General features: G+C 58.9%; 16 protein-coding genes. 5 read left to right on the top strand and 11 right to left on the bottom strand.

Annotated elements, in window-relative coordinates; genetic code table 11:
* Nucleotides 1–5: 5 nt before the first annotated feature.
* The 8 genes from HDF12_RS02170 to HDF12_RS02135 are packed head-to-tail and all read right to left on the bottom strand — an operon-like array spanning nucleotide 6 to nucleotide 9,851.
* Nucleotides 6–905, bottom strand: coding sequence for an SCO family protein (locus tag HDF12_RS02170; protein ID WP_179580871.1), 900 nt, complete (start codon nucleotides 903–905; stop codon nucleotides 6–8).
* 37 nt (nucleotides 906–942) lie between these two features.
* A complete protein-coding gene (locus HDF12_RS02165) occupies nucleotides 943–1,632 on the bottom strand; it encodes a hypothetical protein (protein ID WP_179580870.1) in 690 nt (229 codons plus the stop codon).
* Nucleotides 1,622–2,965, bottom strand: coding sequence for a hypothetical protein (locus tag HDF12_RS02160; RefSeq protein ID WP_179580868.1), 1,344 nt, complete (start codon nucleotides 2,963–2,965; stop codon nucleotides 1,622–1,624). Before HDF12_RS02160 ends, HDF12_RS02165 begins: the two co-directional genes overlap by 11 nt.
* A 33-nt stretch (nucleotides 2,966–2,998) precedes the next feature.
* Nucleotides 2,999–3,781 carry a c-type cytochrome gene (locus HDF12_RS02155; protein ID WP_373563831.1) on the bottom strand — a complete coding sequence of 261 codons (783 nt, stop codon included), beginning with the start codon at nucleotides 3,779–3,781 and terminating at the stop codon, nucleotides 2,999–3,001.
* Between the two features lie 7 nt (nucleotides 3,782–3,788).
* Nucleotides 3,789–4,331, bottom strand: coding sequence for a DUF3341 domain-containing protein (locus HDF12_RS02150; protein WP_179580866.1), 543 nt, complete (start codon nucleotides 4,329–4,331; stop codon nucleotides 3,789–3,791).
* Nucleotides 4,331–5,785 (bottom strand): NrfD/PsrC family molybdoenzyme membrane anchor subunit, encoded by a 1,455-nt coding sequence (gene nrfD / locus HDF12_RS02145; protein WP_179580864.1) that lies wholly within the window; start codon nucleotides 5,783–5,785, stop codon nucleotides 4,331–4,333. Before nrfD ends, HDF12_RS02150 begins: the two co-directional genes overlap by 1 nt.
* The gene (locus HDF12_RS02140) at nucleotides 5,785–8,985 is read right to left on the bottom strand and encodes a TAT-variant-translocated molybdopterin oxidoreductase (RefSeq protein WP_179580862.1); all 3,201 of its coding nucleotides are present in this window, start codon (nucleotides 8,983–8,985) and stop codon (nucleotides 5,785–5,787) included. Before HDF12_RS02140 ends, nrfD begins: the two co-directional genes overlap by 1 nt.
* On the bottom strand, nucleotides 8,982–9,851 hold the full coding sequence (locus HDF12_RS02135) for a cytochrome c3 family protein (RefSeq protein WP_179580860.1): 870 nt from the start codon (nucleotides 9,849–9,851) through the stop codon (nucleotides 8,982–8,984). Before HDF12_RS02135 ends, HDF12_RS02140 begins: the two co-directional genes overlap by 4 nt.
* Nucleotides 9,852–10,265: 414 nt before the next feature.
* On the opposite strand from HDF12_RS02135, the gene HDF12_RS02130 reads away from it, so the two are divergent.
* The gene (locus HDF12_RS02130) at nucleotides 10,266–10,964 is read left to right on the top strand and encodes a DNA-3-methyladenine glycosylase family protein (RefSeq protein ID WP_179580858.1); all 699 of its coding nucleotides are present in this window, start codon (nucleotides 10,266–10,268) and stop codon (nucleotides 10,962–10,964) included.
* Here the strand turns inward: HDF12_RS02130 and HDF12_RS02125 are convergent.
* Complete coding sequence (locus HDF12_RS02125; RefSeq protein WP_179580857.1) at nucleotides 10,961–11,218, bottom strand: hypothetical protein; 258 nt, start codon at nucleotides 11,216–11,218, stop codon at nucleotides 10,961–10,963. The genes HDF12_RS02130 and HDF12_RS02125 overlap by 4 nt on opposite strands.
* Nucleotides 11,219–11,221: 3 nt before the next feature.
* On the opposite strand from HDF12_RS02125, the gene HDF12_RS02120 reads away from it, so the two are divergent.
* The 3 genes from HDF12_RS02120 to HDF12_RS02110 all read left to right on the top strand — a co-directional run bounded on the left by HDF12_RS02120 (nucleotide 11,222) and on the right by HDF12_RS02110 (nucleotide 15,526).
* Nucleotides 11,222–11,611 (top strand): ribosomal maturation YjgA family protein, encoded by a 390-nt coding sequence (locus HDF12_RS02120; protein WP_179580856.1) that lies wholly within the window; start codon nucleotides 11,222–11,224, stop codon nucleotides 11,609–11,611.
* Nucleotides 11,612–11,635: 24 nt separating this feature from the next.
* The gene (locus HDF12_RS02115; RefSeq protein ID WP_257025310.1) at nucleotides 11,636–12,823 is read left to right on the top strand and encodes a hypothetical protein; all 1,188 of its coding nucleotides are present in this window, start codon (nucleotides 11,636–11,638) and stop codon (nucleotides 12,821–12,823) included.
* A 108-nt stretch (nucleotides 12,824–12,931) separates the two neighbouring features.
* Nucleotides 12,932–15,526 (top strand): DUF3536 domain-containing protein, encoded by a 2,595-nt coding sequence (locus HDF12_RS02110; RefSeq protein ID WP_179580855.1) that lies wholly within the window; start codon nucleotides 12,932–12,934, stop codon nucleotides 15,524–15,526.
* A 118-nt stretch (nucleotides 15,527–15,644) separates the two neighbouring features.
* On the opposite strand, the gene HDF12_RS02105 is transcribed toward HDF12_RS02110, so the two are convergent.
* Both HDF12_RS02105 and HDF12_RS02100 read right to left on the bottom strand, forming a co-directional pair.
* Entirely contained in the window at nucleotides 15,645–17,366 is a 1,722-nt protein-coding gene (locus HDF12_RS02105; protein WP_179580854.1) for a hypothetical protein, read from the bottom strand.
* Nucleotides 17,367–17,724: 358 nt separating this feature from the next.
* Nucleotides 17,725–18,837, bottom strand: a complete 1,113-nt coding sequence (locus HDF12_RS02100) for a Rieske 2Fe-2S domain-containing protein (protein WP_179583244.1) — start codon at nucleotides 18,835–18,837, stop codon at nucleotides 17,725–17,727.
* A 329-nt stretch (nucleotides 18,838–19,166) separates the two neighbouring features.
* On the opposite strand from HDF12_RS02100, the gene HDF12_RS02095 reads away from it, so the two are divergent.
* Nucleotides 19,167–21,218, top strand: a complete 2,052-nt coding sequence (locus HDF12_RS02095; RefSeq protein ID WP_179580853.1) for a phospholipid carrier-dependent glycosyltransferase — start codon at nucleotides 19,167–19,169, stop codon at nucleotides 21,216–21,218.
* Nucleotides 21,219–21,263 lie beyond the last annotated feature (45 nt).

Below are 21,263 nucleotides of genomic sequence, written 5' to 3'. Positions count from 1 at the left end.
ACCCTTTATCCGTTCTCTTTCTTAGTCAGGTCGTGTTCGCGCGCGGAGTTGACATCTCGTCGAAACATCAAAAACATGAAGCCGCCTAATCCTGCGACCGTCACCATGCCGCCAAATTGCACCACTCGCGCGATGATCAGCGAATGCTTATTCGTCTGCGGATCGTAGTGATAGCAATAGGTCAAAATGTTCGCCACCGGAGAACCAATCTTGTTGCCCGAAGCATCGATCAGCCCAAGCAGCATGTCCTTCGGCGAGTACTCCACTCCCAGGTAGTACTGAGCCAACTTCCCGTCCGTCGTAACAATCTCGATCGAGCTCGCATGGGCGAACTGCGTCAGCTTTCCATCAGGTCCGGGAACCTTGACATAGCCAAACCCGACTGCATTCGTTACCGCATCAATCGCCGGTCGCTGCCCTGTAAGGAAGTGCCAACCCGAAGCAGTCTCCGGGCGCCCATAACGCTTCACATAGAAGGCTTTTTTTGCCGCCGCGGTCTCCGGAGTCTCACTCGGGTCGATGCTGATAATTACTACATCGAAGTCCTTCCCGGGTGTCAGCTTGACCATCTCCAGCGCACCGGTCAGTCCGTCCAGTTCCTCAGAACAAAGCATGGGGCAGTTGTAGTAAACCAGCGAAAGAATAGCGGGATGCTTTCCAAAGTAGTCGCCCAGCTTCACAGTCTTCCCGGTGTCGTCCACAAAAGACGCGTCCAGAGGAAGCTGCTGATTCAAATGCTGCGAAACCCCGACCTTCTGCAAAACCTGCGGCAACTGGTCGCCAGCGTTATCGCCACTCTGCTTATCGCCATAGCTTGAGACTTGCGCAAACAACGGTGCACCAAACAGGGCGCAGCAAAGAATCGCCGCCTGCCATCCACCTCGGATTGTCCGCCCGTATCTCATATCTCTTCTCTATGCTAAATCTGCTTGATCAATTTCATTACTTTGCTGGAGCAAACTCCGCCTGCGTGGCTGCTTCAGCTTTGCCGTATGTCATCTTTTGCTCCCGTGCTTCGATAACCTCAAGCTCATATCCGGTCCGGGCAAATCCGGAGGTCAAAGGAGCTAAGACCACTGGCTTCTCATCTCCGGCCATCTCAACGGTAGCAGCCGCCTGAGGGCTGACCGGGAGACCACGTTGCGCGATCAACTCCATTGCACGAGAGATCGGAATTCGAATCGACCCACTCTCGGCAGGAGTCACGCTGTAGTAGTTCAGCAGCAGATCCTCGCGAGCATGCATGTCCGCCGTCGCTTGATTGCCATCATCGATATCGAGTCGCGGCTCCGGGAAGCTCGACGTCATCTGCTGAAACTCTCTCTGCTGCATCTCTGGGTTGCTGGCCAGATCCTGCCGCTTCCCATTGGTTGTCTCCGCGCCAGCAAACGCCGATAGCTTATTCCACTTTGTCGTTGGCCCGTCAGATTTTTCAATCGCCGAGTTGATGACCTTCCCCATCACAAAGCAGAAGATAAAGAAGACCAGAACAGATCCAAATAGACCGGCCAAAAACACTGCCACACCACCGGCGTTGACGTCCGTCGTCTCGTATCCGGGAGACTCCGCATCGCGGACATGAACGTCGTGTGGTCCCGGAGTCTGGTGCATTTCGTGATCGTTAGTGGGCATGTTCAGGCTCCAACATCTCTTCAACGTGAGGATCGTTCACGTTGAGCAGAGGACGTGCTTGCAATTGCGTCATGTAATAAGCGGCCCACAGCGAAATAACAGCCACGGGAACAGTGATGTAGGCAAGAATTCCAATATTGCCGGCGATATGCAGATTACCCGCAGCATCTGCGAAGTTCGGTTCGATGAGCCAGAACATATCCAGGCAGCGCGCGAAGATCATGAAGCACGTCAACCAGATCATCTTCTGCTTGTTCCTCTTCAGATCCCTCGACAACAGCAGGCAGAAGGGAATCAGCCAGTGGCAGATGAAGTCCGCAGAGCAGACATACCACCACCCACCGTGGATTCGGTTCAGATACCAGGGAATCTCGTCCGGCACGTTCCCCGACCAGATGATGAGGAACTCTGCAAAGCAAAGGTAGATATTGAGCATCACGAAGGCGAACGCCAGCTTGCCCAGGTCGTGCTGCTCTGTCGCCCGCAGCATCGTCTTCATCGGCTCAAACCGCGACAGCAGAATTACCGTCAGAATCCCGAGCGCGAGTACCGCGTAACCTTGCCCTACCAGGAACTGCAGCCCCCATATCGACGAATACCAGGTGATGTCCAGCGACTTGATCCAGACGACCGCACCATCGGTAAGGAGAATGACGTAGATCAGAATTCCAATGCCGCTCAGGTTCTCGAACTTCACTCGCCAACGGTCAAAGCTTGGTTCGGTCCCACGCTCTGGATCGGCGTCACGCTGTAGCGACCATTTATTGAGAAGAAACGCGAACGTCCCGATGATCGCGAAGATCACGAAAGTCTGAAAGATTGCCGCAGCCGGATTCAACATGGCTCGCTTAGCATCGAGCGTCATCGCCTGTTCAAGCGTCACCGCGTGATTTGCCAACGCCTGAGCCACCGCTCCAGCCGTCGGAAACGCCGCCCACTGATACAAATGCTTCCAAAGGAAGATGATCGGCACGAACATCAGGCCTACCAGCCAGATCGTGCGCGTCATCGCCTCGAGCGGGCGTCGCAGCAACAGACCCCATTTACCGCCGCTGACATACTGCAGCATCAGCATTGCCAACCCACCACCAGCGAAGCTGAAGCAGATCATGTAGCCCAACAGGTAGGCGCGAAGAATATGATTCTTTCCCTCGTGAGTGAATGCGAAGAAGATCGACAGAATCGTGGCGACCGCAAAAATGATCAGCGCACGCGTCCGCCAGGCGGAGAGAATCTCCGGCGCGGCGAGCGACGCAGGCAGTACTCGCGGCCCGTGGTGGGAGTGGTCGTGTTGCCCGCCTGCTTCTCCGTTATGTTCGTGTCCAAATGACATGCGTTTCAAGCCTTCGTTCGGAAGCTTCCGAGGTTACTGCTTCGGTGCGGTTTGTCCGGCAGACGCCGCCGGAGGAACTGCGTTGGTTCGCGATGGTGCAGCAGATGGCGCTCCAGCAGCCCCGGCTCCCGGGACGGGTAGCACATAAAGTCCATTATCAGGTGTTCCCGTCACAGCAGTCGGCGGTAGCACCCACTCATTTGCAAAAGAGGCTGGCAGGCCCTCTCGTTCGGCAATGCCTGCAAGCGGCTCAACGTGAGCTCCTGATGCAACGTCCGCCTGCGTCGCCTTTTGGCTCAGCTGCAAAGCCCTGATGTAGGCGACAATCGCCCAGCGGTCTGCGGGTGTGATCTGTGATGAATAGTCGGGCATCGAACCATAGCCATTCGACATCACGTGAAAGAAATGCCCCAGTGGCGCGCTCTCGAGCCGAGCCGAATGAAAGCTGCCAGCCTTGGAGTACCCACGCTGCACGATCATGCCGATCCCATTTCCCACACGCGAGTGACACGGGGTGCAGTAGACGTTGTAACGCTCTTGCCCGCGCTCCAATACCTGCATCGTCGCCGGGAAGGGCATGCCGTCCCCCTCTTTTCCATTCACAAGCCCGGTATAAAAGTAGGCGTCTTCATGCAGCTGGTTTCGCGCAACCGTGTTCTCTACCTGCGGACGCACAGAGCGGCCATCCGCATAAAAATCTGTGCCACGCTGCGGAAAAAACTTCGGCTGATTATGCATATCCTGGCGGCAACCCGTCACTACCAGCAGGGACAACGCTGCGGTGGCGAGGCCAAGACGCCGGGATGTCAATCTCACTTGCGTATTAATGATCCACCTCCACCACGGAGACCGCAGGGAACTGTTCGAGGAACGTCCTTGTCTCACTAATTGAGAACTTCGGATCGACCGCCTCAAGACACAGGAAAAACTTATCGGTCGTCGCGCCGTTCCTGAAGTTTGGTGCGTTGAAGACCGGATGATAAAGCTGCGGCAAGCCATTGAGCGCGATCATTCCGAGAGCCGCCGAAAAACCTGCAAACAGAATCGTCCACTCGTAGGCCGGAATAATGAACGCAGGCCAGGAAAACAACGGACGACCAGCAATGTTCAGTGGATAGGCCCACACGTTGATCCACGTCTCCATCAGGAACGCCGTCGTTACCCCCATCAAGCCGCCAAGCAGGCAAACCAAGGGGACGCGCGTCTGGTGGAAGTGCAGCGCCTCCGCCGCCTGTTCCACCGGATAGGGGGTGTAGCACTCCATCCTGCGATAACCGGCACGGTGCGCCTCCTCGGTCGCATGCACCAACTCACCGGGGGTATTGAACTCGGCCAGCAGACCGTAAATTCCTTCGCGGGGCGGCATTAGGACTCCTCCTGACTGATTGTCTCTGCGTTTGCTCCGCCCGGCGTCACCTTCGTCTGCGGCAGCATCATTCGAATCTCGGACATCGGAATCATCGGTAGGAAGCGAACAAAGAGGAAGAACAGGAACGTAAACAGACCCATCGTTCCCACGTAGATCATGTAGTCCCACTTCGTCGCGCGGTAGGTACCCCAGCTCGAAGGCAGATACTCACGATAAAGACTGGTAACGACGATGACGAAGCGCTCAAACCACATACCCGTATTCACGATGAGCGACAGGATGAACAGAAACGTCACGTTCACTCGCAGCTTGCGCGACCACAGCGTTGTCAGCGGAATCGCGATGTTCGTGAGAATCAGAATCCAGTAAGCCCAACCCATCGGCCCGAACATGCGGTTCCACATCATGAAGAACTCCCAGTGGCTGGCCGAATACCACGCCATGAAGACCTCCATGCCGTACCCATAGGCCACAATCGAACCCGTAGCCAGCATCACCTTGGCCATGTTGTCCAGGTGCCGCAGCGTCACGAGATCTTCCATGTGGTAGAACTTGCGGATCGGAATCGCCAGCGTCAGCACCATGGCAAAACCCGAGTACACCGCTCCCGCCACGAAATAAGGTGGGAAGATCGTCGTATGCCAACCCGCCAGTGCAGCCACCGCGAAGTCGAAGCTGATGACCGTGTGCACCGAGAGCACCAGCGGCGTTGAAAGCCCCGCCAGCAGCAGGGAAGCCGACTCATAGCGAATCCAGTGCCGGGTCGATCCGCGCCATCCCAGCGACAGCATCCCATAGAAGTACTTCGCAGCCGGCATCGTAGCCCGGTCGCGAAGCGTCCCGAAGTCGGGAATCATTCCGATGTACCAGAAGATGATCGAGATCGACGCATACGTCGAAACCGCGAAGACGTCCCACGCCAGCGGGCTACGGAACTGCGGCCACACGTTCATCGTGTTCGGGTAAGGGAAGAGCCAGTACGCAAGCCAGGGCCGGCCAACGTGAATCAGAGGAAACGTTCCCGCGCAGACCACCGCAAAGATTGTCATGGCCTCCGCAAACCGGTTGATCGAGTTGCGCCAGGTCTGTTTGAACAGCAGCAGAATCGCCGAGATCAGCGTACCCGCGTGGCCGATACCGATCCACCACACAAAGTTGATGATGGCGAATCCCCAGGCGCCGGGAATCGTAACGCCCCAGATTCCGACGCCCTTCAGGAACAGCCAGGTACAGCCGATCACCAGCCCCATAGTGACACCGGCGGCCACGATCAGGCCGAAGAACCAGCCCAGCGGAGTGTTCGACGTCAGCACGATGCCAGCAATCTTCTGCGTCACCGACTTGAAGTTATGGCCCGGCGCGATAACCGCATACTCGCCAGTACGCGGGTCGATCATGGGATCAATCACGGGATCGACGCTCGGGTCTTGCATGGGTCCTTTGGTCGCCATTATGCCAGCTCCGGATGCGGGTTGATGACTCCGGCCGTATAGGTGGTGCGCGGACGGAAGTTGAGGTCGGCGAGTACCTGGTAATCGCGCTCCTCAGCCTTCATCTTTGCCACCTTGCTCGCCTTGTCGTTGATATTGCCGAAGGTGATAGCGCTCGTCGGGCAGGCCTGCTGGCATGCCGTCACGATCTCGCCGTCACGAATCTCGCGATTTTCCTTATCCGCAGTAATCTTTGCCGCCTCAATACGCTGCACGCAGTAGCTGCACTTCTCCATCACGCCGCGCGAACGAACCGAAACGTCAGGATTCCGCATGAACTTCAGGCTCTCCGTGTCGTAGTCCGAATACAACAGGAAGTTGAACTTGCGAACCTTGTAGGGGCAGTTGTTCGAGCAGTATCGCGTTCCAACGCAGCGGTTATAGACCATCGTGTTCAGGCCCTCCGGCGTATGCACTGTCGCGCCCACCGGGCAGACCTGTTCGCAGCCCGCGTTCTCGCAGTGCTGGCAGGCCATTGGCTGAAAGTGCGCCTTCGGTGCATGCAGATCGCCTTCGAAGTAAGTATCGATGCGCAGCCACTGCATATTGCGCCCAACCTTCACCTGCTCGCGTCCTATCACGGGGATATTGTTCTCCGCATAGCAGCTGACGATGCAGGCATTGCAGCCAATGCAGCTGTTCAGGTCGATCGCCATGCCCCACGCATTCTGAATCTTCAGCGTCGATGGATCTTGCTTCTCATAGTTCCAGTTATCCGGGAAGAACGAGTTGTCGTGTGGCACCTTCTCGCCCTGCGGCGAATACCCAACCTTGTCGATCAGCGTGCCGCTCGCCCCGCCCTCATGAGCGAAGTTCGGATTCTTCTTGACCTCATCCAAAGTCGCGTACCGGATGATCGACCGCTCCTCCGCCTCGTGCCCGGCCAGCGAGTACACGCCATCTTTATCCGAGAGCGGTTTCTCCAGATCGTGCTGCGCAAAGCTGCCGCGATGCTCGATGTTGTGGACCTTCGTGATGCAAAGATCGTACGTTCCGGGAACTTTCTTTGCGGTCGCGCCTGAAACCGACAACAACCCATCGGTAGTGCGAATCTGGTAAGCATCGAAGCCGACGCCCTGACCAACACGACCCGCCTCAACGCCTCGGCCAAAGCCAAGATGAACCGTGATCACGCCATCCGGATGTCCGGGAATCATCATCGCCGGCGCAACCACCTCGCGGCCATACAACGAAATCTTCACCGGATCCGACTCATCGAGCTTCAAATCGGCCAGCGTGTTGATGCTCATGATCGCGGCGTTATCCCAGCTCAGACTCGTCACCTGCTTGGGCAACTCCTGCAGCCAGCCCACATTCGCGAACCGCCCATCGTAGATCGAAGGATCAGGCCGGAACGAAACCTCAAGTCCACTCGGAGCCGCAGCCGCGGGGAAGGACGCTAGAGCACTCTTACCCGCACCACCAGCCTTCGCCGTGAATGCAGTTCCTTCTACCCAGCCATCATGCAGCGCCTTGCGCCACGAGGTAGCAAAGTCGCCTTTGATGTAAGTCTTCGCATTCGCAACGACAACGTCATAGGCCGACTGTTGCGGATCCGCCAGCAACGCCTGCAGCACATCATGCGCCGACTTGCCGCCATACATCGGATCGATCATCGGCTGAATAATCGAGATCGTTCCGTCGTATGCCCGCGCATCCGACCAGCTCTCGAGGTAGTGCGCTTTATTGATATGCCAGTTCGAGATCGCGCCCGTCTCATCCACGTGCGACGCCAGCTGCACCGTCACCGGAACATTCGCGAAGGCGTCTCGGAAACCAAGATCCCACGGTCCCGAATAGATTGGATTAACGCCGAGCATCACGAGCCACTGCACCTTGCCGGCCTTCATATCGGCAACCAGAGACTTCAGGTCAGCAACCTGCTCGCTCGGCATCGGATTCACCGTCTCGGTGTAGATAACCGTCTTGCCCACAGCACCCAGCGAAGAGTTCAACGCATAAGCCGCAGCATGAACCGCCGGCGAAGCCTGCTCGCCAGGAATCACGACACACTTGCCGCCCGCGCTCTTCAGGTCCGCGCTCAACGCTGCAAAAAACTTCTGTTGTTCCGCAGTCGCACCCTGGGGAGCCGAGCCGGTCGCCAGTGCCTGCGCAAAAGTCGCAATCTCACTAGGCTTCAACGCCAGCCGATGCTCCGCCTTGAACCCCGTCACCGTCGGCATGGTCTCGACGACATACAGCCGGTTCATCGTCTTGCCCTCTTCATACCGATGCCGTTCGGCATAGCCCGAAGCCAGCGGCAGGAACCCCGGATGAGCAATGCCACCCAGGAAGTCCCCATCGAGCGAAAGGATGACATCCGCCTCTTCCAGCTTGTACTGCGCATCCGTATAGCCGCCGAATGCCGCCTTCGAAGCTGCGCGCGAGGAGTCCTGATTCACTGGCTCCCACTGCACCATCTTCGCCTGGGGATAAGCCGCCTGCACCTGCTTCCACTGCACCGCCAACGTAGGCGACGTAATCGTCTCGCTCAGGAAGTAGATTCCCTGCCCGCCAGAGGTCTTCTTCGCGGCGGTTGCAAACGCCTGCTGAAACTCACCCCACGACGAAACCTCGCCGCGATGCAGCACATGCTGCGAACGATCAGGGTCATACAGATCAAGCAGCGTCGCCTGCGTAAATGCATCCGACTTGCCCCTCGACATCGGATGCTCAGGATTTCCGTCCACCTTGATCGGCCGGAACGAATCCGACTTCACCAGCACCGGAATCGCGCCCGTCGGGAACGGATAAGCGGTCGCAAAGTACATCGGCTTGCCGAGAATCAGGTCCTCAGGCTGCTTGATGTAAGGAAAGATCGGCTCGTCCGGCTGCTTCGTACAACCCGCCAGTCCAGCCAGCGCCAGCGACGCGCCCATCACCTTCAGGAAGCCGCGTCGACTTACCGCATCGACCCACTCGCCCGCTCCAGCCTGCCGTGGAAACTCTTCCTGCATCAACTCCTGGAACGCCGGCGTATCCGCCAACTCATCCAGATTCTTCCAGAAGCGCCGACCCGTCTTGCCATCCAACTTCGCATGGACCTCAGCAAGCGTCATCTTCGCCGGTGCAATCTGGGTGACTACTACGGGTTGTCCTTCCGGTGCTCTCATCTCAGCCATCGTCTCGTCTGTTCCAGTCTGATTCCCAGTCGTCTTCATCGGTGGCACGTCTCACAGCTCGACAGCTGCTCCGGATTGCGGATGTGATACTGAGCGGTTAGATACTTGCCCAGGTCAATCTGGCTCGTGAACTTCTGATAGCTCGCCGGCATCGTGATCCCCAGCGGGGGCACATCGCTCGACGTCGGCCCATTCGCCTCAGTGTTCATCTGCAACATCGCCACCTCAGGACTCTTGCCCGAAGGATTCGTCGTCGTGCAGCTCACATTCTGCGCCGTCGGTCCAGATCCAGCTGCGCCCGTCGCCGTGCTCGAACACCACACCGGCTTCTCGCTCGAAGGCCCAGCCCACGCCATGTTGTAGATCTCGCTGGTCGGCCGCAGATTTACCGCCGGATTGCGATGGCAGTTCAAACACCACTCCATCTGCAGCGTGTTCTGCTGGTACATCAGCGGCATCTCGTCCACGCGTCCATGACAACTCGCGCAGCCAATACCCTTGTTCACGTGGATCTCATGGTTGAAGTAAACGTAGTCCGGTAGATCGTGCACCCGAATCCACTGAATCGATGCGCCAGTCGCCCAGCTCTGTCGAACCGGCTCCAGCAGCTCCGCGTTCGTCCAGATTTGCGCGTGGCAGTTAATACAGGTCTTCGTCGGAGGAATCCCGGCGTACGCAGCCTTTTCCACTTGCGTGTGGCAGTACTGACACTGCAAACCAAGTCCCTCGACATGGTGCTTGTGGCTGAACGGTATCGGCTGATCTGGCCGCTGGCCCTGCCGCGTCACCCACGGTGATCGCTGTAGCTGGTCCAGGGTTACGCCGAGCGCGATGACGATTACGCCCGTCAATACAAGGCTGAATCGAGCCAGCGCGTTCGAACTGCGGTCAAAAACTTGCGCCATGAGTGCGTTCCTGCTTCCTCTGCATTACCTGAGCTAAGGGTTGAGAAGTTGCTGTCAAGGTTTAGTTACTGCTTCTGGCTGATCGCCGCGCAATCCATACGCGGCGGCTGGAGCATCCGCAAACGGAGGCCCCGAAAATTTCTGTCTTCGAAACTCAGAGTATAGCAGTGGAAAACCCCGCCTCGACTCATCCACTACAACTCGCAACTGATTTTCCTGCTGCAACATCCGATTATCGAACCCACTTCAAATCCCACGCACAACATCTCGTGCATGCTTGTTCACCGGCTGAAAACGACCACTACATCTACCCTGCCCGAAACGTATCGGACTTGTAAATGCAAACCAAGTTAGTCCGAATTCTGCTAATCGCGCACAAGACTTTCCCGCTCCTCCTGCGATACCGTCAGTGTCATGCCGCGCCCACACCACGCTCCTCGTTCTCCCCGCTATGATGCCCGCCAGGCCCTGTTGGATCTATCCACCTCCGATCCCAAATTAGGCAAGCTCATCGAACGCGCCGGTCCCTTCACCCTCAGAGTCGCCAGCACCCAATCCCCCTTCGAAGCCCTCGTCGAAAGCATCATCTATCAGCAACTACACGGCAAAGCAGCCGCCGCGATCCACCGCCGCCTGCTCGAAAGCTTCTACCCAGTAACTTCCAACGAGCACTTCGCCGCCCAGCATCTCCTCGATTGCCCCAACGAGCAGCTCCGCGCCGCCGGCCTCTCCCACAACAAGTCCCTCGCCCTCCGCGACCTCGCCGCCAAGACCATCGACGGCACCGTCCCCACACTCCTCCGCATCCGTCGCATGTCCGACGAAGCCATCATCGAGCACCTCACCCAGGTCCGCGGCGTCGGCCGCTGGACCGTCGAGATGCTACTCATCTTCCGCCTAGGCCGACCAAACGTCCTGCCCGTCGACGACTACGGCGTCCGTAAAGGCTTCGCCCTCACCTTCGGCAAACTCAAACCCGTTGACAAAGTCACACCTATGGATCTCCCCAAACCCGACGTCATGCGTCGTCGAGCCAAAAAATGGGAGCCCTGGTGTTCGGTCGCCAGCTGGTATCTCTGGCGAGCCTGCGACCTCGTCAAACCCAAGACCTAACCGTGTGTCTTCGCAGTTGCAGTTGTACTTGCCCTTACTTTTTTGTTGTCATCTTTCGCCAAAGGCGGAGAATCTCCTATTGCACTTGCCTTCGCTTTTGCCTTTGCCGTTGCATTTGCCCTTTGCGTTGCTGTTGCACTTGTCTTTGCTTCTGCACTGCTTCTGCATTTGTCTTTCTTGTTGTCATCCCGCAGGGGATCTGCTGTTGTTCTTGCCTTTGAATGCTCTTCCTCCGCCTCAGCCACGAACGCCACAAAATGCGCCGCTCCATCACCACCCTCACCCTCCTGCTCATCACCATCCCCATCGGACTCGCCGTACGCCTTCTCCCGCTCGGTCTACCCTGGTTCCTTTATAAATACCTCGGCTCCGCCCTCTGGACAGTGGCACTCTACTGGTTCCTCGCGACCCTCCTCCCAACACTCCGCCCAATAGTCGTCGCCACAATCGCCCTCACTGTCGCCACGCTGCTCGAACTCAGCCGCCTCGTCTCCATCGCCCCAATCGACACCTTCCGCCTCACCTTCGCCGGAAAAATCCTCCTCGGCCGCTACTTCTCTCTCAAAAACATCCTCGCCTACCTCCTCGCCATCACTCTCACCGCCGCGCTCGACCACCTCGTCGTACCTCGGCAGACAAAATCCTGACATCTCCTCCGTATAGTCCTACCTATGAGCGAAGTCGGCCGTCGAACTCTGTTTGTCCTTGGCATCTGCGTGGCCTGGGCGCTCACCTCGGTCGCTCCTCTTCTCAAATATCTTTCTCCGGCTAAGGCAACAGGCGCCTTGATACTTGGCTCTCTTTCCATCGCCATCGGCATGTCCTGGATTCTTCGTCTCAACCTAAGGCCACGTGAGATCAGCATCGCTTGGCTTCTGCTTCTCTTTCTCGCCCTGACGACAGCCTTCGCAATCCTCTATCCCATCTCTCTGAGACACACCCTGAACATCGGATCGGACCGCGAAGATGCCCTCCGCATCGAACTCCTCGCCATCGGCCATCATCAATACCCCTACGACACCCGCACCTTCCTCGGAAATCCCCCGACCCCTCTTCCGGGTGCGATGCTGCTGGCCGCACCCTTCTATGCACTCGGACACATTGCCTGGCAAAACTTACTGTGGCTCGCGCTATTTTTCTTCTTCACCCTTCGGTTCTTCCGTTATCGCTCCACCGCACTCTTTTATCTCGCGGTCTTTCTCCTGTTCGCGCCTGCCCATCTCAGCGACTTCTCCTCAGGCGGCGACTACCTCACCAACTTCTTCTACATCGCCATCGCCGTTACTCTCTTCAGCCGGTCTCTGAACCATTCCCTCTACGCCTCGATCCCCGCCGCACTCTTTCTCGGTGTCGCTCTCTCGTCGCGCATTCTCTACGCAGTCATCCTGATCCCTCTGCTCTCGCTTACGCTCCAGCGAACCTTCCGCCTCCGTGCCGCCGTGCTGTTTTTTCTCATTCTCCTCTCAACCTGTGCCATCACTCTACCGGTCTTTTGGCCGCATCCTCTTTCGCAACTCCTGCTGCAGCTCCAGCAGAACGCAAACAAGCTTCGCTACATTCCCACTGTGATCCACCCTCAGTGGACCCTTCCCTTGCTCGCGATTCTTGTAGCGTCCGCCGCTTTTTGGGTTCGCATGGATCTTCCACGCCTCTTCCTCATCTTTGGCGCTGCCACCTTTGTGATGCTTGCGCCCTTCGTCGTAACCTTCGCACTCCACTCGGACAAGTTGCGATACGCCTTCTTCTATCTCTCGGTTTCCACGCTTTCGTTCTCTCTTTGGGCCCTCTCGCGCTGCGAGCACAGCGAAGGGAACACTCATCTGATCCCACCAGCGAAGCGTTCACCCCGGACCGCATAACTCCGCTCTTTAATGATTTACGGCCTCGCTCTCGTAAAATCCGCGAAATTTCTACTTCGCGCGCCGCACCCAACCCCTCCACCCGCGATACCCTCTAACTGAATACTTATGGCCAAACCTCGCGCCGCGAAGTCCCCCAAGCCGCAAACAGCCGTCGAAGCCCCCCGCTTCGTCTGCATTCACGGCCACTTCTACCAGCCCCCACGCGAAAACCCCTGGCTCGAAACCGTCGAGGTCCAGGACTCCGCCGCTCCCTATCACGACTGGAACGACCGCATCACCGCCGAGTGCTACGCCCCCAACGGGGCCTCCCGCATCACCAACAAGCAGGACGAGATCATCCGGATCATGAACAACTACGCCCGGATGAGCTTCAACTTCGGCCCCACGCTCCTCAGCTGGCTACAGGACAAAGCCCCTCGCACCTACCGCATGATCGTCGATGCCGACAAGTTCAGCGCCCAGCGTTACAGCGGTCACGGTTCCGCCGTCGCCCAGGTTTACAACCACCTCATCATGCCTCTGGCCAATCGCCGCGACGCCCTCACCCAGATCCGCTGGGGCATCGCCGACTTCGAATCCCGCTTCGGCCGCAAACCCGAAGGCATGTGGCTCGCCGAGACTGCCGTCAACCGCAACGTGCTCGACCTCATGGCGCAGGAGGGCATCAAGTTCACCATCCTCGCTCCAGTCCAATGCGCCCGCGTCCGCCGCCTCGAGCCTCCAGCAGGCACAGCCTCCAAACCAAACCTCGACCCCGTCGCCGCAGCCGCCGCCCCCCCCGCAGAAGAACCCTGGACCCAGACCCCCAACGCCAACGTCGATCCCACCCACCCCTACCTCATCAAACTCGACGAAGGCCGCAGCATCGCCGTCTTCTTCTACGACGGTCCCGGCTCCCGCGCCATTGCTTTCGAAGGCCTCCTCAACAGCGGCGAAAACTTTGCCAACCGTCTCATCAGCGGCTTTCACCCAGCCGCTCCCGGAGACCCCGAGCTCGCCCAGATCTCACACGTCGCCACCGACGGCGAGAGCTACGGCCATCATCACAAACACGGCGAGATGGCGCTCTCCTCCGCCATGCACCGTATCGAAGAAGGTCAGCAAGCCAGGCTCACCAACTACGGTGAGTTCCTCGAAAAATTCCCGCCCAAGTGGGAGGCCGAAGTCGCCGAAGACACCTCCTGGTCCTGCGCCCACGGCGTCGAACGCTGGCGCTCCAACTGCGGCTGCAACGGCGGCAAGGCCGGATGGAATCAGGAGTGGCGCGCCCCCCTTCGCGACGCTCTCGACTACCTCCGCGACGCCACCGCACCCCTGGCCGAACAGCTCTCCCAATCCATCTTCAAAGACCTCTGGGTCGCCCGCGACGCCTACATTCACGTGGTCCTCGACCGCTCCCCAGCCTCCATCATCCGCTTCTTTGCCGACCACACCACTCGCCACCTCACCGAAGACGAGCGCGTCACCGCCCTCGAACTCATGGAGCTCGAACGCCACACCCAGCTCATGTACACCAGCTGCGGCTGGTTCTTCGACGAGATCTCCGGCATCGAAACCGTGCAAATCATCGCCTACGCGGGACGCGTCCTCCAGCTCGCCGCCAAACTCTTCGGCCCTCCCGGCGTCGCCCTCGAAGCCGAGTTCCTCAGCCGCCTCGCCCGCGCCAAAAGCAACGTCCCCGAGATGGGCGACGGCGCAGAAGTCTACCGCCGCTACGTCACCAACATGAAGATCGGCCTCGAACAGGTCGGCGCTCACTACGCCATCAGCTCCATCTTCCGCGCCTATCCCGAGCACGGCGAGCTCTTCTGCTTCGACGTCCACCGCGAAAGCCAGGAGGTCTTCAACTCCGGCCGTGGCCGCGTCGCTCTCGGCCGCGCGCTCCTCTACTCTCGCATCACCGAAGAGAGCGAGGAGCTCTGCTTCGCCGTCCTACACCTCGGCGACCAGAACCTCTCCGCCGCCGTCAAAGCCTACAACTCCACCAACCCCGCCGAAGTCGAAGCCTTCGCCACCTTCTCCACCGACATCAGCACCGCCATCCGCCGCGCCAACCTCCCCGAAGTCATCCGGCTCATCGATCGCTTCTTCGGCGAGACCGCCTACTCCCTCACCTCGCTCTTCGCCGACGAGCAGCACCGCATCCTCAGCACCATCCTCAACCAGACCGTCTCCGAGATGGAAGACTCCCTCCGCAAGATCTACGAAGACCACGCCTCCCTCATGCACTTCCTCACCGAGTCCGGCATGACCGCGCCGCCCGCCCTCGCCACCGCCGCACGCTTCGCCATCAACGCCAGCCTCCGCCAGGCCATCGAGTCCGACACCTTCGACACCGCCGAAATAGAAGCACTCATCGCCCGTGCTGAGGCCGACCAGATTCCCCTCGACACACAGCTCCTCAGCTACACCACCGGCCAGCGCATGAAGCGCGCAATGATCCGTCTCGAAGCCGCAGCCGCCGGCGACCACCAGTCCTCCGACGCCCTCGCCGCGGCCATTGAAGTCGCAGAGGCCACCCACAGGATGCCCTTCGAGGTAAACATCTGGCAGGCCCAGAACATCTGGAACGACCTCCTCCGCCGCAGCGACACCAACTACTGGACCGACGAGTGGAAAGAAGGCTTCAAAAAACTAGGCGAGACCATGAACATCAAAGTCGACCAGCTCGTCATCGAAGAGGGCGTCAGCGCCTTCTAACCGCGCGCCCTTCAGTCTTTTTAGCACCGCCCAGACGCGAGGCCGCGACTCCGCATGCCCCCTGATCCTCCTTCGCGATGAATAATTGGATCCATGCACCACGTCCAACCATCACCCCTCACGCATTCACAGTCAAAGCCGCATACATCAGCGGAATCCCTCCCGCCACAATCCTCACAAAATGATGCGTGCCCGGGGAAACAATCCCATGTGTCGTGATATTAAAAATGCCCACAGTCTGCCCCGGTGGAATCGTAATCGAAGCTGGCACGCTCGCAATCGATGACGCCGAACCCGGCAGCGGCAGCGGACCCCCTGGCCCCACAGTAGGGTCCATCGCCTCAAGCGCAATCACAGCCGGCATCGGCACCGCCTCCACCAGTGTCACGGTCCCCCGACTGATCTCCCCAATCGTCACCGTCGTCGGAAAAACTGTCAACGAACTCATAATCGGCGCAATCACCCGCGAAGCAACCAATAACACCGCAGAAGCCGACGAACTCCCATACGTCGCGTAGATCGAACAGATCGCCGTCTTGAACGGAATCGGAATATTCGGCGTCGTGATCACAAAGCTCTGCGAAGCCACCCCCGGCGGAATCGTAACCGTAGCAGGCACATTTGCAAATGTCGACCCATTGAGCATAGTCACCACCACTGGCCCCGAAAGCGACGGCTGGCTCAGCGTAATCGTTCCAGTCGCATTGTCGCCGCACGTCACCTTCGCCGGCGCAATCGTAAGCCCCGTAAGGTACGGTGGAACCACCTCACACGCTACCGTGATCGTCTTTCCCGCATAACTCGCATGCAGATTTACAATCTGAGGCGCGAATGGAATCGGAATCGCCGTCGTAGAGATCGTGACCGGAGCCGACGTGCCACCCACCGGTATCGTCACCGTCCCTGGAACCTGAACCAGCCCCGGATTATCGCTCGTCAGCACAACATTGACCTGCGCCATCGCAGGCCGATCAATCGAGATCAGGGTCGTTTGACCATATCCGCACGTAATCGGATTCGGCGGAAAAAACGCGTTCAGATCCGACACCGGAAAGATGTTGTCGCCCTTCGGTGTATAAGGAGAAAATGCCGGCGGATAATATCTGTTTACCAGGTCAATGAACGAAGCCCACCCAGCAGGCTGCCCAGTCAGATTTTGATAGACCCCCGCCAGGTTCGACGCGCCCGCATTGATGATTTGCTGGATACTGAAATTGAGCTGGTTGAAAAGATAGTAGATAAACAGCGTCGTGCAACCAGTCACTATATCCGGCCTGTTATCGTCTGGATCGTTGTTCACAAAGTCCGGCCGCGCTCCGTTCAGCCAAACCGGAACCACCCCAGCTCCCGGCGGCGGCACCCCGCCGATCCCATTCGCCAACTGGAACTGCACCCCAAGAAAACGCGATAGGCCTTCGCCCATGCTCCCCTCGTCTCCGCCCTGAAAAAGCGACGTTGGCTCGGCCCACTGGTTGTTCTTCGAGACCATGAACATCTCCGTCACCTCCGAAACCAGCAGGTACCGAATCACATTCACTGACGTGCCAGAGGCCGGTTTGATCGTGATCGTCGGACTGGAACCAAAGATAAGTTGAAATCCACTCGGATTACTCCAGCTGGCCCCGCCAAACGCATTCACAATCTGCACCGGCAATGGAAAATTGAAAATCAAATTGACGCCAGCGAACCAGCCCGACATCAGCGCAAAGTCCGCCTCGCATATGTTAAAAAGATCCAGCGCGCGAGCCACACCATCCACCGGCGACAGTGTCGTGTCATACGAAATCTGATAATGGGCCGTCTTCCCATTATTCGGTAGCCCTGAACTCGTAAAAGCCATGGCCGACTCTCCTTTTTTAGGAAATGTAGGGGCCAGTGATTCCGAGGGTGCCTGTGATTGTTTTGGAGCGGAGCCGAGTCTTTGTCGGGGAGGGGCCGGAGGATGCCACAGGAAGCGGAATCGCAGGTCGCGAACCAACCCGAGCTTATGACATTTTTATGCTCTCGACAAGGCAAACGCCACGAATCTCGCTCGGCGCCCGCCTCCTGCCGCTCGCCGATCCACTAAGTTTACTTTTTTGTCCCAGGCCTCCGCACAATTATCGGTGCGATCAAACTTGGAGTCCAAGCCTAACCATAATCTTTAGAAGACTTTGCGCAACTTTTGACGGGAGAGGCACCCTCAAAAGACCAGCTCGTCAACTCCGCCAATGCAGCGTAACCGGCCCACTCAGCGGATGCTCCCCCGTCCCCTTCAAACGCGCCTGCTTCAAAGCGAAGTACCACTTCGCCGGCTTGTCCGCATCATCGATCAGCATCAGCCCCGGATGAAACCTCAACCCCTTGGCCTGCTCGATCATCGTCTCCTGATCCTGCCGCACAAACCGAGCCCCAAAAAACGTAGCAATAGAAGTTACAAATGGAACCCAGTAAAAAACATTCCATGCTGCAACCACATCGATCCTGCAAGTCGAAGCAGTCACCGGCGTAATCGTAGTCAAACTCGAGAACCACTTCTCCCCCGCCCGAATCGTCTCGTACCTGCGATTCGGCAGCACAAAATCAATGGTCGTCGTAATCGGTTCGCCATAAACTCCCAGCAGCTTATAAGGCGCCGAGTTCGCGCTCGGCGCATGCGACGACATCCGAAACCCGGCATTCCGCCCATTATTCTCTCTGTCTTCCAATGGCTCAAAGTGTTTCGTCTTCTCATGAATGCTCGCCGCCGACCGCCACCACCAGGCCTGATGCACAAACGGTCCATGCGCCGGATCCATCAACCCGATAATCCCGTGATCCACATTGCAAGGCAGCTCCGCCACCAGATGCGCACCCCGAAACCTCACCGAAAACTTCGGCACCTCCGGCACCGGCGGCAAAGCCTCTCCCACCTGCACTCGCCCCGCCCCCACCTCCGGCAGATAAACCCACGCAAACCCATCGCGCTCCTCGCAAGGAAACGCCCCCGCATAGATCTTCGTCGGATCCAGCGTCTCATGGCTTGTCAGCGAAGGAATCTCCCTGCACTGCCCGCTGCAAGGCTCAAACTTCCAACCGTGATACTTGCAGGTCACCGTCTCCCCATCGAACCACCCAGCCGAAAGCGGAATCCCCCGATGCGGACAGAGATCACGCATCGCAAACAACTTCCCGCCCGTCTTCCTTCCCAGCAGCAGCGGAACACCTAGCAGCAGCGCCTTCGCCGTCTTGCCCTCCCGCAGCGCCCCAGCACGCAGCGCCGGATACCAATCCCCAAAGATCAGCTCCGTCGGCGGCCCCGCAACCTCCGCAACTCGTACCAACTCACTCAACCTGAACGCCTCGCTCAAACAACACGCTTCTCATCATAGCCTTGCGACCACCACCAAAAAACATTCGTCATCTCGACCGAAGTCGTGCGGTTTATCGCACGACGCAGCGGATTGCGGCCACAGCTCTCAGTTGCAGCGAACCGAATCATGCTGCGGTATCCGTCAAGACCACCGCATTTCGTCTTCGCGTCAACTAAAACATCGGCTTCTCGTTCTTTCCGATCAGCGGCGTATTCAACAACCCGAACACCTCTGCCTTAACACGCATTGATAAACTCACCTAACGCCCCCGCACCTCCGCCACCATGCAGACGAAACGCCCATCCCCCATGTCGCAAACATCCAGACCGCCGACAGCCCTATCGCCCGTAGCAAGAAACGGTCTCATCCTCTTCGTCCTCTGGCTCCTCTTCTACGCAACCCTCACCCTCTTCGTCCCCCCGCTCCTCGACGACGCCGACTCCGTACACGCCGAAGTCGCCCGCGAGATGCTCCTCCGCCACGACTGGGTCACCCTCTACGCCAACGGCATCCGCTACCTCGAAAAAGCCCCCATCCTTTACTGGAGCATGGCCCTCAGCTTCAAACTCTTCGGCGTCAACACCGCGGCCGCACGCCTCCCCATCGCCCTCACCGTCCTCTCGCTCGCCCTCCTCCTCGAGGGCTTCGCCCGCCGCGCCTTCAGCACTCCAGAACAACCTCAATCCCCCCGAGCCGGCCTCTACGCCGGACTCATGCTCCTCTCCAGCTTCGGCATCTTCATCTTCACCCGCATCCTCCTCCCCGACGCCGACGTCTGCCTCTGGCTCACCCTCGCCCTTTTCTTCTACTGGGCCACCGAGCAGGCCGATGAGCGACAGACCCATGGGATGCCCCAAAATCGGGTGCCCCATCTTCGCGAAGCTAAGGTGGGCCTTCGCGAAGCGAACCGCACTCCTTTCCCATTCACAAAAGCCAACGCAAGCATCACCCTCTGCTGGCTCTTCGCCGCCTGCTGCGCCCTCAACGTCCTCACCAAAGGCCTCATCGGCATCGTCTTCCCCCTCCTCATCGTCCTCACCCACCTCATCCTGACGCGCCGCAACCTCCACGCCGTCCTAACCCGCATCCGCCAGCTCCACCCCCTCTCCAGCACCATCGTCTTCCTCGTCATCGCCGCTCCGTGGCACATCCTCATCGCCCTCGCCAACCCCACCCAGGGCCATCCCGGCGCTCTCTCCTTCTCGCACGGCCACTGGTCCGTCCCCCTCCCCACCGACGGCAACGTCCACGGCTGGCTCTGGTTCTACTTCGTCAACGAGCAGCTCCTCCGCTACCTCAACCTCCGCGTCCCCCGCGACTACGACACCGTCCCCCTCCCCCTCTTCTGGGCCCTCATCCTCATCTGGATCATGCCCTGGAGCGCGTTCCTCTATCGCGCTCTGGCCACCGTCCCCTGGCGGAAAGCCCTTCGCCCTAGAGTCTCCATCCGCACCCTCACCCCACCCGAAAGCACCCTACTCCTCCTGGGCCTCTGGGCCATCATCCCGGTCCTCTTTTTCTCCCTCTCCACCCGCCAGGAGTACTACGTCCTCCCCGCCCTCCCCGCCATGATCCTTCTCATCGCCGGTTGGCTCGACGCCGAAGCCACCGAAGCCGAATCCTTCACCGTCCCCAACCCCCTCGTTCGCTCCGGACAGCGCATCTCCGTCGTCCTTCTCGTCCTCGGCTCCCTCGCAGCCCTCACAGCGGGATTCTTCCTCCTTCACTCCGCCCCACCCAACCCCGGCACCGACCTCGCCTCACTCCTAAAACAAAATCCCAGCGACTACGCCCTCTCCTTCGGCCACTTCCTCGACCTCAACGCCCAGGCCATGGGAGCCTTCCGCGATCCGCTCCTCCTCACCGCCGTCGCGCTCTTCTCCGGAACCCTCGCCAACTGGCTCCTCCGCCGCAACTATCAGCCCCACGCCGCGAACCTCTGCCTCGCCGCCGCCACCTTCGCCTTCGTTCTCGCCGCGCACGTCGGCCTGCAGATCTTCTCCCCGGTCCTGAGCTCTCGCCAGTTAGCCACCGCCATCCAGCCCGAGCTGAAACCCAGCGACCTCATTGTCATCCACGGCGAGTACGAGAGCGCCAGCACCCTCGGCTTCTACCTCGGGCGCAACGACCTCCACATCCTCAACGGCCGCTCCTCCAACCTCTGGTACGGGTCCTTCTTCCCCGACGCCCCACCCATCTTCGAGGACGCCCTCTCTCTCAAAGTCCGTTGGCTCGAGCCCCGCCGCATCTTCCTCTGGCAGGATCTGTCCGACCCAGTCCCCACCCTCCCCGGAAAAACCTTCTTCATCGCCCAGAGCGGCGGCAAAGAGATCCTGAGCAACCAACCCAACCCTTACTAAAGACGGTGTCCTGCCGGACGGGCCTCCTGCGCGGAGGGCGGGCGT

This window comes from Tunturiibacter gelidiferens, assembly GCF_013410115.1.
Lineage (GTDB): Bacteria > Acidobacteriota > Terriglobia > Terriglobales > Acidobacteriaceae > Edaphobacter > Edaphobacter gelidiferens.
The sequence above is the reverse complement of the archived record's forward strand: the minus strand, read 5'-3'. Positions and strand labels throughout refer to the sequence as shown.

Excerpts from the sequence above, each read along its gene's own strand:
- HDF12_RS02170 (WP_179580871.1), bottom strand. The coding sequence starts at position 905 with ATGAGATACGGGCGGACAATCCGAGGTGGATGGCAGGCGGCGATTCTT.
- HDF12_RS02165 (WP_179580870.1), bottom strand. The coding sequence starts at position 1,632 with ATGCCCACTAACGATCACGAAATGCACCAGACTCCGGGACCACACGAC.
- HDF12_RS02160 (WP_179580868.1), bottom strand. The coding sequence starts at position 2,965 with ATGTCATTTGGACACGAACATAACGGAGAAGCAGGCGGGCAACACGAC.
- HDF12_RS02150 (WP_179580866.1), bottom strand. The coding sequence starts at position 4,331 with ATGCCGCCCCGCGAAGGAATTTACGGTCTGCTGGCCGAGTTCAATACC.
- nrfD (WP_179580864.1), bottom strand. The coding sequence starts at position 5,785 with ATGGCGACCAAAGGACCCATGCAAGACCCGAGCGTCGATCCCGTGATT.
- HDF12_RS02140 (WP_179580862.1), bottom strand. The coding sequence starts at position 8,985 with ATGAAGACGACTGGGAATCAGACTGGAACAGACGAGACGATGGCTGAG.
- HDF12_RS02135 (WP_179580860.1), bottom strand. The coding sequence starts at position 9,851 with ATGGCGCAAGTTTTTGACCGCAGTTCGAACGCGCTGGCTCGATTCAGC.
- HDF12_RS02130 (WP_179580858.1), top strand. The coding sequence starts at position 10,266 with ATGCCGCGCCCACACCACGCTCCTCGTTCTCCCCGCTATGATGCCCGC.
- HDF12_RS02120 (WP_179580856.1), top strand. The coding sequence starts at position 11,222 with ATGCGCCGCTCCATCACCACCCTCACCCTCCTGCTCATCACCATCCCC.
- HDF12_RS02115 (WP_257025310.1), top strand. The coding sequence starts at position 11,636 with ATGAGCGAAGTCGGCCGTCGAACTCTGTTTGTCCTTGGCATCTGCGTG.
- HDF12_RS02110 (WP_179580855.1), top strand. The coding sequence starts at position 12,932 with ATGGCCAAACCTCGCGCCGCGAAGTCCCCCAAGCCGCAAACAGCCGTC.
- HDF12_RS02105 (WP_179580854.1), bottom strand. The coding sequence starts at position 17,366 with ATGGCTTTTACGAGTTCAGGGCTACCGAATAATGGGAAGACGGCCCAT.
- HDF12_RS02095 (WP_179580853.1), top strand. The coding sequence starts at position 19,167 with ATGTCGCAAACATCCAGACCGCCGACAGCCCTATCGCCCGTAGCAAGA.